Genomic DNA, 13,913 nt, shown 5'->3' on the forward strand with positions numbered 1-13,913 from the left:
TAAATTTGTTAAATTTTAATAACTTCTGGGCGAGAGCTTAGCTCAACTTTACAAAATTGCTCGCCATAGTCGGAAAAGGCCTGGCGCCAGGAGGAACCTGGTACCTGTACCCGGGAGACTCCCATCGCAAGTAAGTCAGGCACTGAATAATAAAACCCCTGAATGCCTTCCTGCATACAACCTAAGTGTTCATCGTATCCATAAACCGTGATGCGTTGATCAACGCCGATGCGTTCAAAGAATCGAATTTCACGGCGTAAAAAGCGATCCAGGTATTGCTCGACAATATGCTGAACTCCAGGAATTAAATAACTTTGCCACTGTTGAGTCCAGCTTTCTTCAAGTGCACCCCCCGACCAGGCGACTACAGCACCTGGCTGCACTTCTTTGTTTGCTGCCGCGGTGAAAAGGTAATTTGCGCAGCTGTGCAGACATTCATTTTTGACAGAAATATCGAGTTGTTGACGATGTATCCAGCCACCGATCTGGATAGCTGCCAGCGGGTCGCCGCCGGGGCTGTCAACCTGGATACGGGTGAAAGTGTGCTCAGCGCTCAACTCACGCAGTTGCTGCACCACTTCGTTTGTAACAGGGCCATTGAGAAAAATAGATTCGCCATCAATATGTAACTGGCTCGCTGGAGTATCGTCGTAGGAACCTGAACTGCAGGCAGAGAGAAAAGCCGCGACAAAGCCAGCACACAGGAGGGGAGTACGTTTATCACCAGCTTTATCCATAGGGAGAACCTTTTTATTGTGAACAGCAAACTGCTGCTTGCTAACTTCTCGTTATTCTGTGGACTTGTCAATACTGAACTGCTGTACAAGTTTCTGGCTTAACGACTTTAGTTGCAGCTGACGCTCCATACTGTCCTCAAAAATTTGCTGATTTAAAGCAGACCATTCAGGGTGGGCACGAGCTTGTTCTAATTCTGCCGACAACTGCTTTTGTTGTTTCTCCTGGCTTTCTGGCACCTGTATTTGCAACGTCTGGATAGCTGCGTGACCTCGCTGCCTCAGCAGCTGGACAAGTTGCTTCTGGCGTTGTGCCAAAAGATGTAAAATACGGTCATCTACAGAAAGCAGGTGAAAGCCCCTGAATTTATCCTGTAGTCGTTGCCCGTAACCTTTCCAGGTTTGCCACAGGCCGCCTGCGGCGGCTCCTAAAGCAGTGCCTGCACCTAAAGTAGTGCCAACAAAAAGCAGATCGATACCAGCGCCGGCGGCCGCACCTGCCGCAGTACCTTTGCTGGCTTTAATACCAAAACGTCGTAATGTCTGCGGGTGAAAAAGATCGTCTTGCCAGCGCCCCTGACGAACGGCTAACTGGTCAAAAGTTGCGTCATCAGGGCGGAAATGAAAGAGGCGCAAAAGCCCCTGTACACAAGCGTGCTCACGTTTTCGTGTGTCGTCCTGCATAGCAGTAATTGCGGATTGCATATCACTCTTGTCAGTGCTTGCAACGCGACGGCGATAGGCAGCGCAGTCCATCAGTAATTCCGCTATAAGCATATTTGCCTGCTGCTGTTGTCGGGCCTGCGTGTCTTTATGTTCAGCAATAAAAGCCTGTAGTAATGCTTGTTGACCAGGCAGCAAGGCTTGCAGCTGACGAAAGATTTGTTCTTCACCACCTTCCGGTGGCGCTATGCTGTCGAACTCCACCCAGGCGTGCAGATTAACGTTCGCCAGCGCTTGTTGCCAGGCATGGCTATGATTCTCGGCACTGGCGGTGAAGTTAAGAACAGGCAGTAACGGACGACCACAACGAGTCATTATACTGAGTTCATCCTGAAATTTAGGTAATACAGGGTCGCGCACATCAATGACATAAAATGCGGCATGACTTTTTAGTAACTGGCGGATAACTTTGGCTTCCTGCTCAAAGCTTTGTTTTGCCTCGGGGCTATCCAGAAAACGTTGCATTTGCTGGGGACCGTCGTGCCGCGTATTTTCATTTTGCAGTTGTTGCAGGTAATCATAGAGACCAATACCATCTTCCAGTCCTGGTGTATCAAAGAGCTTTAACTGCTCTCCGCTGGCCAGTTTGAGACTGGCACTGGAGACATCCTGAGTGGTGCTCGGATTGCTTGCCACCTGACCAAATTCAGTATCATGTAACAAGGTTCGCAACAGCGAAGTTTTGCCTACGTTGGTATGGCCTACGACAGCGATAGTAAGTGCTTCATGTGGTTGCATGAGTATCACCTCCGTTGGTTACCCAATGTAGAGCCTGTTGCTCCTGTGAGTAGACCTCCAGCTGCAGTCTTTGCTGAAGCTGCTCGCTCCATGACTGACTGCGTTCAGGACGTAGTTGCGAATGATTAAGCCAGATTGCGGTGGGGCAGTAGCTACTGATTTCAGCGATGAAACGTATGCTGCCACGATCAGGTGAAAGGCGGGCGTCTACTACCACCAATACTTTTTTTACATTTCCTGCAGTAAGCTTTTGAATAAGCTCCTGTCTTTGCGCGCCACTGGCGATCATCCCCAGATTACCCACATGGTCAGGTAAATCTTTTATGCTGGGGATTTCGTGTTCAAGAGCAAGTAATAACGCCTGGCCACCTGAGTGTTGAGCTAGTTTTTGTCTACCTGCGGGTGCTGGAATGTTTCGGGGTGCCGGGTCAACGACCTGGGCCGGTTCATAACTAAGCCGGGCTTTCAGCTCTGCTATGCCCGGTAGTTGGTGATCCAGTTCTAAACGCCGCTTACGCAAGTGTCGAATGCTCTCACTGGCGCTGAGTAGTATTAGCCTGGGCAGCAGACCATAAAGCGCCAGGCAGGCCAATAGCCAGGTGGCGCTTTGACGGTGCAGCTCAAAACTCTGCTGCGTTCGTAACAGCTCTGCTGAAGGGGCTTCAATGTTGAATAATGCGGGCAAGGTATTCAGAATCTGAATCAACTGGTTGACTGCGCTTTCACTGAGCAGTGTAGTTTGCCAGGTGAATTGATACTCCTGTCCTATAAAGCGTAACCAGAGTATGAGCAGGGCCGACCCAAGCAGTACCGCCCAGAAGGCGTGGCTAATACTGGAAAAACCGGGTTTTAACAGCTGTTGACGATGACACAGGCTGATAAATGCCTGACTGACCGCGGATAATCTGCTGCTGCGAACCAGCCCATTTGCCAGCCGGAACAGAATGCCACCAACACCTTGTGTCGTATTGCTGGAGGTCAGCATGCTAATACACCAGATCAGCAACGTCAGAAAGTTAAGCGATAGCAGGATGATAAGAGCATCCAGTAAGCTTATCGCTGTATCACTTCGGGTTAGCACCGTATTGCCCAGACTTATGCCGGCAAAAACAGCGAATAAAATTAATAAACTAAGAAGCAGGGTTTTCAAGGTGGAGAAGAACTGCATTGGCTGAATTAATTCATGTTCTTCAGCTAACGAGAGGGCCCGTGTGTATATTTTATCGGCAAAACCTGCTTGTTGACGTGCTTTATTGAGGGCGCGGCTATCCGCACAAGGGCCCCAGTGAACTTCTCGTTGACGGATAACTTCAATAGTCCAGTGCTTTTGAAATGCGGAGTCTGCCATTCTGTTCACGGCCTTTTCTAAAAAGCTATTCTATAGGGCGTGTTATAACACGATTGCGGCCTTCTTTCTTAGCCTGATATAACGCCTGATCAGCATTTGCGATTAACCTGGTAGTGGTTATTTGTTTCACATCGTTTTCTAAGGGCAAGGCGCAGATGCCAACGCTAATGGTCAGTGAATTGGTAATTGTGGAACATGGATGAGTGATGGCCTGTTCTGCTAATTTAGTTTGCAGTTGTGCAAAGTCCTTTGCTGCCTGCTCGATTGTGCGGCCAGGCAAAATGATTGCGAACTCTTCTCCGCCGTAACGTCCAACCAGTTCACCACTGCGTTGAAAATGCTTTTGCAGTAAAAGGCTCAGGCTTTTTAACGCCGCGTCTCCGGTAGGATGGCCATAATGATCGTTGTACGCTTTAAACATGTCTATATCCAGCAACGCCAGACTTAAAGGGAGGCGCTGGCGTTTCGCACGACGCAGCTCCATATCGAGTGTATTATCAAAGTGGCGGCGGTTGGCGAGGCCGGTCAAGGCATCTTTTTGGGCCAGGTGTTGCAACCGTTGATTGACTGACATTAACTCTTGCCGGGTTTGTTCCAGGGACTCGAGGTAGCGCTGGCTTTGCAGCGCATTGGCTATCATTTCACCGACCAGTTTTATGCGCCGGATATCAGCTTCGCTCCACTGGCGCTGGCGGGCCACCATATCGCAGCCAACAAAACCGATAAGCTGTCCAGCTGCATACATAGCCACGCAAATCACAGACTGAATATCTTCCAGCCGGAAAAGGGCTTGTTCACTGGCTCCTGCCTCGGGGATTTTATCGACGTCGTGGATAACAAAAATGCCTTCCTGCCGAATGTGCTTAAAGAACCAGGGGAGTATGTTTTCCGTCAGATTCTGTAGTTCGTCGATATGCTGGGTAATACCTTCACGAACCCACTCGTGAGTGTTGCTTTGTTTATTAAGCTGGTTATTAAACTGGAATATGTACGTACGGTCGGCCTGACAAAATTCGCCAAGGGCTGCTAAGGTTTCGTTAATGCGCGGTTCGACATCTTTTTGCGAAGTATTAATAAATTGCGTGGATAACCTGGAAATAAGTTTATCGAATGCCAGGGTATCGCGCAGAGATATTTCTGCATTTAAAATATCTCCGGTCTCTGAGGCTTGTACAAAGAGGCGGTGATCACGGGGCTGAATACAGAGTAATCGCCATTCACCATCGGCTGTAGGTATGATTTCGCTTTGCAGGTGCAAAGGGCGGGAGTCAACCATCAGGTCTCGTCGGTTTATGTAGTCTCCGTTCATAGCTTGCTTGATAAGCGTAGCATCAAGGCATATCTTTTTGGCTGACGATGAAAGCTCGGGGTCCATTTCAAACTCGATTTTATTGAGCTGGGTTTGTAGATCCTGCTGCCCATTCAGAGATAATAATTTGTAAGCCGCCTGATTTGCCGTAGTAGCTGAAAACTGTTTCCCAGCACGGTGACATTGGTAGATAAGGCCTATGGGGAGGCGTTCGAGTAAAACCTGATAGTCACTAACCAGGAGCATGTATATTCCTTTTAAAAGCGTGTGAATTGTTATTATTTTATTAACTTTTATACTATGGTCTTAAATCTACGCGGCTACCGATAAATGTCAATTATGATGTTTAGCACAGAAAAGTTGCACAGGGTTCTCGACTACAGAGGTCTGGCTGGCTATAATGCCGCGTCAATTTTTAACGTGAGCTCATTAACGATGATCCGATGAGCCGCCATCCAAGTGATGCTGAGGTAGAATAGCAATGCAGGTTTCCGTAGAAACAACACAAGGTTTAGAGCGCCGCGCCACTATTTCTGTGCCGGCTGAAGTCATCGACAATGAAGTGAAAAAACAAGTGCAGCAGGAAGCGCGTCGTGCCCGTCTGGACGGTTTCCGCCCTGGCAAAGTTCCTGTGAGTGTTATTGAAAAGCGCTTTGGCGCGGCTATTCGTCAGGATGTTGCGGTGAAAGCCATGCAGCAGCACTATATTGAAGCCATGATGCAGGAAAAAATCAATCCGGCGGGCACTCCGAAGTTTGAGCCTAAGGTTGATGAGAAAGGTAAAGACCTCGAGTTCACCGCTATTTTTGAGGTGTACCCAGAAGTCGAACTTAAAGATCTGGAAAAAGTGGAAGTAGAAAAACCTGTTGTTGAAGTGACTGAACAGGATGTCGATAAAATGATCGACACTCTGCGTAAACAACATGCCGGCTGGAAAGAAGTGAAGCGGAAAGCTAAAAAAGAAGGCGACCGTGTAACTCTGGATTTCGTTGGCAGCATTGACGGTGAAGAATTTGAAGGCGGCAAAGCTGAAGATTTTGCACTTGAAATGGGTCAGGGTCGTATGATTCCAGGTTTTGAAGAAGGTGTTCAGGGTCTGAAAACTGGTGAAGAAAAAACCATTGAAGTCAATTTTCCGGATGACTACCATGCTGAAAACCTGAAAGGTAAAAAAGCTGAGTTCGCGCTGACTATCAAAAAGGTAGAAGAACAGGAATTACCTGAACTGACTGACGAATTTGTAGAACAGTTCGGCATCAAAGAAGGTGGTGTTCAGGCGCTGCGTGATGAAGTTCAGAAAAATATGGAACGTGAACTTAAGTCTGCAGTTAAAAACAAAGTCAAACAACAGGTAATCAAAGGCTTATTAGCCGCCAATGATGATATTGATGTACCAGCTGCTATGAAAGAGCAGGAAGTTGAAGCTTTACGCCAGCAAGCGCTGCAGCGCTTTGGTGATAATGCTCAAAACATGCCTGAGTTACCTGCAGAACTGTTTGAAGAGCAGGCTAAAGAGCGTGCTCAGATTGGTATCCTGTTAGGTGAAGTAATTCGTAGCAATGAACTTAAAGTTGATGATGAGAAAGTGAAAGAAATTATCGACATGACAGCTTCTGCTTACGAAGACCCGCAGGAAGTGATCGAGTACTACAAAACCAACGAACAGATGATGCAGCAGGTTCGCAACATGGCATTGGAAGAACAGGCAATTGAACTGATTCTTGAAAAAGCTAAAGTTAGCGACAAACCTATGCAGTTTGACGAAGTGATGAATCCTCCTCAGCAATAAGCATTTGCTCAATTTGCTGGGAATTGGTTTAATGGCTCGGGTGGGTTCACCCGAGCCATTTTTTTAAGGAGTTTTTCTTTATATGCAAAATTCGACACCAGATCCGATGGCAGCTTTAGTACCAATGGTTGTGGAGCAAACCTCCAAAGGTGAGCGCTCGTTTGACATCTACTCACGCCTGCTCAAAGAAGGCGTTATTTTCATGTGTGGACAGGTTGAAGAGCACATGGCCAACCTGATCGTGGCACAAATGCTGTTTCTGGAGTCCGAGAACCCGGAAAAAGATATTTATCTGTATATTAATTCACCAGGTGGCTCAGTCACTGCTGGTATGGCCATTTATGACACCATGCAATTTATTAAAAATGATGTGAGCACAGTCTGCATGGGGCAGGCCGCTAGCATGGGCGCGTTCCTGTTAAATGCGGGCACCAAAGGCAAGCGTTATTGTTTGCCCAACTCACGAGTTATGATTCATCAACCGCTGGGTGGTTTTCAGGGCCAGGCTTCTGACATTGAAATTCATGCACGTGAGATCCTATATATTAAAGATAAGTTGAACAGAATCCTTGCTGAGCATTCAGGGCAGGACATCGAACGGGTTGCTAAAGACACCGATCGTGACAACTTTATGAGTGCACAGGATGCGGTTGAATATGGTATCGTAGATTCAGTTCTGACCCATCGTGGTGATAAATAATTTAGTAGTGCTGGAGAGTTAAATGACAGATAAAACCAGAGGCGACAGCGATAAAGACGGTAAATCTCTTTACTGCACCTTTTGTGGCAAAAGCCAGCATGAGGTTCGTAAGTTAATCGCCGGGCCATCTGTATTCATCTGTGATGAGTGTGTAGAGCTTTGTAACGATATCCTGCGTGAGGAAATTAAAGAAATTTCTCCACAGCGGGAAGAGGATGATGTTCCTACACCGCACGATATTCGCAATCATCTGGATGAATACGTGATTGGCCAGGATCGCGCCAAACGGGTGCTATCGGTTGCGGTGTATAACCATTATAAGCGGCTGGTCAATTCAGGTATCTACGAGGACGTAGAGTTAAGTAAAAGCAATATTTTGCTGATCGGTCCTACTGGTAGTGGTAAAACGCTGTTAGCAGAAACCCTTGCTCGCTTTCTGGATGTGCCTTTTACTATGGCAGACGCAACTACACTAACCGAAGCCGGTTATGTAGGTGAAGATGTTGAAAACATTATTCAGAAGTTGCTACAAAAATGCGACTACGATCCGAAGAAAGCTGAGCGTGGCATAGTCTACATCGATGAAATAGACAAAATATCGCGTAAATCGGATAACCCGTCGATTACCCGTGATGTGTCGGGCGAAGGCGTGCAGCAAGCTTTGCTTAAGCTGATTGAGGGTACTATCGCCTCAGTTCCTCCGCAGGGTGGACGTAAGCATCCGCAGCAGGAATTTTTGCAGGTAGATACTTCGAAAATTCTGTTTGTTTGTGGCGGTGCATTCTCTGGCCTGGATAAAGTTATCGAGCAGCGTCTTGCTGTTGGCACCGGCATAGGTTTTGGTGCTCAGGTGAAGAATAAAAATGCACGCCAGGATGCTGATGTGCTGGCGCATGTAGAACCTGGGGATTTGATTAAATATGGTCTTATACCTGAGTTTATCGGGCGTCTACCGGTAGTGGCCAGCCTGACAGAGCTTGATGAAGAAGCTCTGGTGCAGATTTTACGGGAGCCGAAAAACTCACTGACGAAACAGTATTCTGCATTGTTCGCGATGGAAAATGTAGAACTGGAGTTCCGTGAGGATGCGTTGAAGGCGATAGCTGGTAAAGCTCTTGCCCGTAATACCGGTGCCCGAGGCTTACGCTCTATTGTCGAAGATATACTGCTGGGCACTATGTATGATTTGCCGTCACAGGATGATGTGACCAAAGTGGTGATTGATGAGACTGTTATTAAAGGTGAATCTGATCCTATTTTGATTTACGGTAATAACAAGAAAGATGCGCAGGCTTCTGGTGAGTAAGTAGAATTACTGAGCAGTCGTGAATAAAAAGGGCCATTTGAGGCCCTTTTTTTACGCTTGCTATTGAACTTTATCGGCCAGGCCTCATATTTAACACAGTAAAGATTAATTTGGCGCCGACATGGAGAAAACGATGACAGATAAAAGCGGCGAGCGCTTAAGCATTCCTGTGTTACCACTGCGTGATGTGGTGGTATATCCTCATATGGTTATTCCCTTATTCGTGGGTAGAGAGAAATCTATTCGCTGCCTTGATGCAGCTATGGATAAGGATAAACAGATATTTTTAGTAGCCCAGAAAGATGCCAGTGTCGATGAACCTGAAGTAGGCGATATCTACGATGTGGGTACGTTGGCCACTATCCTGCAAATGCTTAAATTGCCGGATGGCACTGTTAAGGTTTTGGTAGAGGGTAATCAACGGGCGCAGATTACGACGTATCAGGACGAAGAAGATGATTTTTTCCGTGCTGAAGTAGAACGTTTAGGTGTTGAGGCGTTAGCTGAGAAAGAAGAAGAAGTTCTGGTGCGCTCGGCAATGAATCAGTTTGAAGGTTACGTCAAGCTGAACAAAAAGATCCCACCTGAAGTGATTACTTCATTGCAGGGCATAGAAGACGCTGATCGTCTGGCTGATACCATGGCTGCGCATATGCCACTGAAACTCGGTGACAAACAAAAAGCGCTGGAAGTGATTAATGTGCGTGATCGCATTGAGTACCTGATGGCGTTGATGGAAGGCGAAATTGATATTCTCCAGGTGGAGAAGAAAATTCGTAGCCGGGTTAAGCAGCAAATGGAGAAGAGCCAGCGCGAGTATTATCTGAACGAGCAGATGAAAGCGATTCAGAAAGAGCTTGGCGAAGGTGAAGACGGAGTTGACGAATTTGAAGCTTTAGAGCAAAAAATTGAAGACGCTCAGATGCCAGAGGAAGCTCGGGACAAAACTAAAGCAGAACTGCAGAAGCTGAAGATGATGTCACCGATGTCGGCGGAAGCTACGGTAGTACGTGGTTACATTGACTGGATGACCAGTATTCCATGGACAAAACGCTCGCGGGTGAAAAAAGATTTAGCAAAAGCTGAGCAGGTATTGGATTCTGATCATTATGGTCTCGAGAAGGTCAAGGAACGCATTGTTGAATACCTTGCAGTGCAACAGCGTACCAGTAAAGTAAAAGGGCCTATTTTATGTCTGGTTGGGCCTCCTGGTGTAGGAAAGACCTCTCTGGGTCAATCAATAGCTAAGGCGACCGGGCGTAAATATGTACGCATGGCGCTGGGTGGTGTCAGAGACGAAGCTGAAATCAGAGGCCATCGCCGTACCTATATAGGTTCGATGCCTGGTAAGCTGATTCAAAAAATGGCTAAAGTCGGGGTGCGTAACCCGCTTTTCCTGCTAGATGAAATCGATAAAATTTCGTCGGACATGCGTGGCGATCCTGCATCGGCTCTGTTGGAGGTACTCGACCCAGAGCAGAATAGCAACTTCAACGACCATTACATGGAAGTTGACTATGACTTGTCTGATGTGATGTTCGTGGCCACTTCAAACAGCATGAACATTCCAGCGCCTCTGCTGGACCGTATGGAAGTTATTCGTTTGTCGGGGTATACCGAAGATGAAAAACTGAATATTGCTAAGCGACATTTGCTGGAGAAGCAAATGGAGCGCAATGGCTTACGTAAAAACGAGCTGACGATTCAGGATGACGCTATTACTGGAATCATTCGCCATTATACTCGCGAAGCCGGTGTGCGTAATCTCGAGCGGGAAATATCCAAGCTTTGTCGTAAAGCAGTGCGTAACATTCTGCTGGATAAGTCGATCAAATCAATCACCATCAGTGCTGCCGATTTGGATGACTATCTGGGTGTTCAGCGTTTTGACTTTGGTAAAGCAGAAGAGAAAAACCAGATTGGTCAGGTGACTGGACTGGCCTGGACTCAGGTGGGTGGCGAGTTACTGACTATTGAAGCCAATAACGTGCCTGGCAAGGGCAAGATGACCTTTACCGGCTCTTTAGGCGATGTCATGAAAGAGTCGATTAATACGGCCATGACAGTGGTGCGCAGTCGCTCAGAAGTACTGGGTATCGCAGAAGACTTTTATGAAAAACGCGATGTGCATGTGCATGTACCTGAGGGGGCAACTCCAAAAGATGGTCCTAGTGCTGGTATCGCCATGGTGACTGCTCTGGTGTCGTCACTTACCAGCAATCCTGTATTGTCTGATGTAGCGATGACGGGTGAAATTACACTGCGTGGTGAAGTACTGGCAATTGGTGGATTGAAAGAAAAACTGCTGGCTGCGCATCGGGGAGGGATTAAGAAAGTATTGATTCCGAAAGAAAATGAACGTGATTTGAAAGAAATCCCGGACAATATTAAGGCTGATCTGGAGATTCACCCGGTGCAATGGATAGATGATGTTTTACAGCTTGCTCTGGAGAAAAACCCGGTTACAAAGGGCTCTGGCAAGAAAAAAACGAAGAAAAACTAAGCACAACGCCGCTGTTTATCGAAAAAGTTGTTAAAAATGATGAAAAAGGCTTTTCATACGCGGCGACTGTGATAGCCTTAAGAAAGTTACTCAAACCCTTGCATAGCAAGGTACAGAGGACTTTTAGGAATCTTTAGTAAAGAATGTTTATACACTTGAACTAAAGGTATAACCTTGTTATAAACTTTTCTGGCCCATCTAATGGGTTCCATGGAACTCCATAATAACAATGTAAGGGGATGATACTGTGAACAAGTCTCAGCTTATTGACAAAATCGCAGCCGATGCTGAACTCTCAAAAGCCGCTGCAGGTCGCGCTTTGGACTCAATGATCGATGCAGTAACAGAAGCACTAAAAAGTGATGACCAGGTAGCTCTGGTTGGTTTCGGCACTTTCAGCGTTCGTGAGCGCTCAGCGCGCACTGGACGTAACCCGCAGACTGGTGAAACGATTCAGATTTCTGCAGCTAAGGTACCTTCTTTTAAAGCTGGTAAAGCGCTGAAAGACGCGGTTAATTAAGCAATAAAAAGTGTTATAGATTAGAGGCACCTGCGGGTGCCTTTAGTTTGGAGTGGTAGTTCAGTTGGTTAGAATGCCGGCCTGTCACGCCGGAGGTCGCGGGTTCAAGTCCCGTCCACTCCGCCATTTTTGTTAGCTAAAATATCACTAAGCTACGGTAATATGTTATTATCTGGCGCGGTGGCGAAGTGAAAAGCGCATCCTCACCGATGCGCTTTTTTTATAGCCGTTTTGAGTATTCACCACAGAGTGAAGCGAACTGACAAAGAGATGTGACTATGCTCGACAGGATACGTGAAGGTTCTAAAGGACCAGTAGCAAAGATAATCCTTTTTCTAATTATTCTTACCTTTGCTTTAACAGGGGTAAGTGGTTATCTGGGTGGCGGCGCCGAGGATCATGTTGCTGAAGTGAATGGCAGCAAAATCTCACGCATGGACTTTGATCGTGCGTACCAGAACGAACGCGCCCGAATGGAAGACCAGATGGGGGATTTCTTCGATACTCTGGCAGCCGATGAAAATTATATGCGCGAGTTTCGACAAGGTGTTCTTGAGCGTTTGATCGAGGAGAAGCTGGCCACTCAACTGGCGCGGGATCTCGGTTTTCGTCCAGGTCCGGACAGCATTCGCGACACTATTCGAGCTATGCCTGAATTTCAGATTGGCGGGCAATTTGATAACGACCGTTATGTGGCCCTGTTGATGAACGCTGGTTTTGAGCCGGCCGAGTTTCGTAACTACCTGGAAGGTGAGTTAGGCCGCACCATGTTAATGAGTGGTCTGGTAACCAGCGAGTTTGTTCTGCCTGACGAAATAACACAATATCAACGACTTCAGAATCAACGTCGCAGTGGCGAGTATATTCGTATTCCTGTAGATAGTTATAAAGATGATGTAGAGCTAACTGAGCAAAGCATTGAAGATTATTACTATGATAATCAGGAAAATTACGAGCGTGAAGAACGGGTACGTCTTGCTTATGTCGAGCTTGATTTTAATGAAATCATGCAGTCGATTGAGGTGAGTGAAGACGAAGCGCGTCAATATTACGAAGAAAATCCTGCACGTTTCACGCAGCCAGAACGTCGTGAAATTGCTCATATTCTGATTGAATTCGGTGATGATGAGGAAGCTGCACAGGAGCGTATTCAAAGTCTTGCTGAGCGCATCGCTGACGGCGAAGATTTTGCTGAGCTTGCCAGCACCTATTCTGACGATACTTTTAGCGGCGCTGAAGGTGGCGATCTCGGACAATTAGAGCGCGATAGCCTGGATCCGGACATTGAAGATGCTGGTTTTGCGCTTACTGAAGAAGGTCAGGTTTCTGATGTAGTTCGTTCTGATTTTGGTTTCCACCTGGTCAAGCTAACTCACTTACAGGAATCTGAGCAGGAAAGCTTTGCCGAAGCACGTGACCATATTATTGAAAACCTGCGTCATGAGCGTGCGGATACAGAGTACTTCAGACAGCAACAGGAACTGGCACGAATTAGTTTTGAAATGCCAGAAAGCCTGGAGCCTGCTGCAGAAGCGCTGGGCTTGAGCATTCAGGAAAGTGACTGGTTATCACGTCAGGGTAACGAGGAATTTAGTAGTCCAGAGTTGTTGCGCGAAGCATTCTCCGAGGATGTGACCGAGTATGAGCTGAACAGTGAATTGATAGAGCTTGAGCAACGCAGTCTGGTAGTGCGAGCGAGTGATTATGAACCTGCCACGGTAATGCCTCTGGCGGAAGTCCGAGATAGTATCGTGGAGACTCTGACTTTGCGAAAAGCTCAGGAAGAGGCGACTCGCTTTGCCAACCAGTTGCTGGAACAGTATCGGGCGGGAGAGATGCCAGCTGCGCTGAGCATGACTGAGTTTGAAAATCTGGCACGGGGTAATGCTGAATTACCTTCTGATATGCAGCGCACTCTGTTCCGCTTGCCGCCTCCTCAGGAAGGAGAAGTATCTGCGGATGTGGTGCAAATGCGCAACGGTGACGTAGCTATTGTAGCTGTTACTTCAGTTGAAGATGGTGAAGTGACTGAGCAGGGAAGGGATCAACTTCGCCAGCAACTGCAAAATCAGGCCGTACAAAGAGTTTATCAGGCTTTGGTAGATGGGTTGAAAGAACAAGCCAGTATTTCGCGTAACCTATAACCACAATTAGCTGGAAATAAAAAGCCGTAACCTGACCTGGGTTACGGCTTTTTTGTGTCTGGGTTTCGCTATCTGGCTTTCTATATTTGAGTGCTATTC

10 protein-coding genes and 1 tRNA gene are annotated in these 13,913 nt (G+C 47.0%); 7 read left to right on the top strand and 4 right to left on the bottom strand.

The window, feature by feature from the left end; genetic code table 11:
- Window positions 1-8 precede the first annotated feature (8 nt).
- From CWE09_RS00325 to CWE09_RS00340, 4 genes are read right to left on the bottom strand one after another with little or no spacing between them, the layout of a single operon-like run.
- Window positions 9-737: a Clp protease/crotonase-like domain-containing protein gene (locus CWE09_RS00325; protein ID WP_126801921.1), complete on the bottom strand. Its 729-nt coding sequence runs from the start codon at window positions 735-737 to the stop codon at window positions 9-11.
- Between the two features lie 51 nt (window positions 738-788).
- On the bottom strand, window positions 789-2,195 hold the full coding sequence (locus CWE09_RS00330; protein WP_126801922.1) for a GTPase/DUF3482 domain-containing protein: 1,407 nt from the start codon (window positions 2,193-2,195) through the stop codon (window positions 789-791).
- On the bottom strand, window positions 2,182-3,543 hold the full coding sequence (locus CWE09_RS00335) for a DUF2868 domain-containing protein (protein ID WP_126801923.1): 1,362 nt from the start codon (window positions 3,541-3,543) through the stop codon (window positions 2,182-2,184). The genes CWE09_RS00330 and CWE09_RS00335 overlap by 14 nt, the downstream gene beginning before the upstream one ends.
- 25 nt (window positions 3,544-3,568) lie before the next feature.
- Window positions 3,569-5,098 (bottom strand): sensor domain-containing diguanylate cyclase, encoded by a 1,530-nt coding sequence (locus tag CWE09_RS00340; RefSeq protein ID WP_126801924.1) that lies wholly within the window; start codon window positions 5,096-5,098, stop codon window positions 3,569-3,571.
- 235 nt (window positions 5,099-5,333) lie between these two features.
- On the opposite strand from CWE09_RS00340, the gene tig reads away from it, so the two are divergent.
- The 7 genes from tig (at window position 5,334) to CWE09_RS00375 (ending at window position 13,814) form a co-directional block, all read left to right on the top strand.
- Window positions 5,334-6,641 (top strand): trigger factor, encoded by a 1,308-nt coding sequence (gene tig, locus CWE09_RS00345; protein WP_126801925.1) that lies wholly within the window; start codon window positions 5,334-5,336, stop codon window positions 6,639-6,641.
- A gap of 82 nt (window positions 6,642-6,723) precedes the next feature.
- A complete protein-coding gene (clpP, locus tag CWE09_RS00350; protein WP_126801926.1) occupies window positions 6,724-7,341 on the top strand; it encodes an ATP-dependent Clp endopeptidase proteolytic subunit ClpP in 618 nt (205 codons plus the stop codon).
- Between the two features lie 22 nt (window positions 7,342-7,363).
- Window positions 7,364-8,647: an ATP-dependent protease ATP-binding subunit ClpX gene (clpX, locus tag CWE09_RS00355; protein WP_126801927.1), complete on the top strand. Its 1,284-nt coding sequence runs from the start codon at window positions 7,364-7,366 to the stop codon at window positions 8,645-8,647.
- 133 nt (window positions 8,648-8,780) lie between these two features.
- Window positions 8,781-11,150, top strand: coding sequence for an endopeptidase La (gene lon, locus CWE09_RS00360; RefSeq protein WP_126801928.1), 2,370 nt, complete (start codon window positions 8,781-8,783; stop codon window positions 11,148-11,150).
- A gap of 247 nt (window positions 11,151-11,397) precedes the next feature.
- Window positions 11,398-11,670: a nucleoid-associated protein HU-beta gene (gene hupB / locus CWE09_RS00365; RefSeq protein WP_126801929.1), complete on the top strand. Its 273-nt coding sequence runs from the start codon at window positions 11,398-11,400 to the stop codon at window positions 11,668-11,670.
- Window positions 11,671-11,719: 49 nt separating this feature from the next.
- Window positions 11,720-11,796: transfer RNA gene (locus tag CWE09_RS00370), tRNA-Asp, on the top strand.
- A gap of 152 nt (window positions 11,797-11,948) precedes the next feature.
- The gene (locus CWE09_RS00375) at window positions 11,949-13,814 is read left to right on the top strand and encodes a SurA N-terminal domain-containing protein (protein WP_126801930.1); all 1,866 of its coding nucleotides are present in this window, start codon (window positions 11,949-11,951) and stop codon (window positions 13,812-13,814) included.
- Window positions 13,815-13,913 lie beyond the last annotated feature (99 nt).

The sequence above is a fragment of the Aliidiomarina minuta genome (genome assembly GCF_003987145.1).
Taxonomy (GTDB): Bacteria; Pseudomonadota; Gammaproteobacteria; order Enterobacterales; family Alteromonadaceae; genus Aliidiomarina; species Aliidiomarina minuta.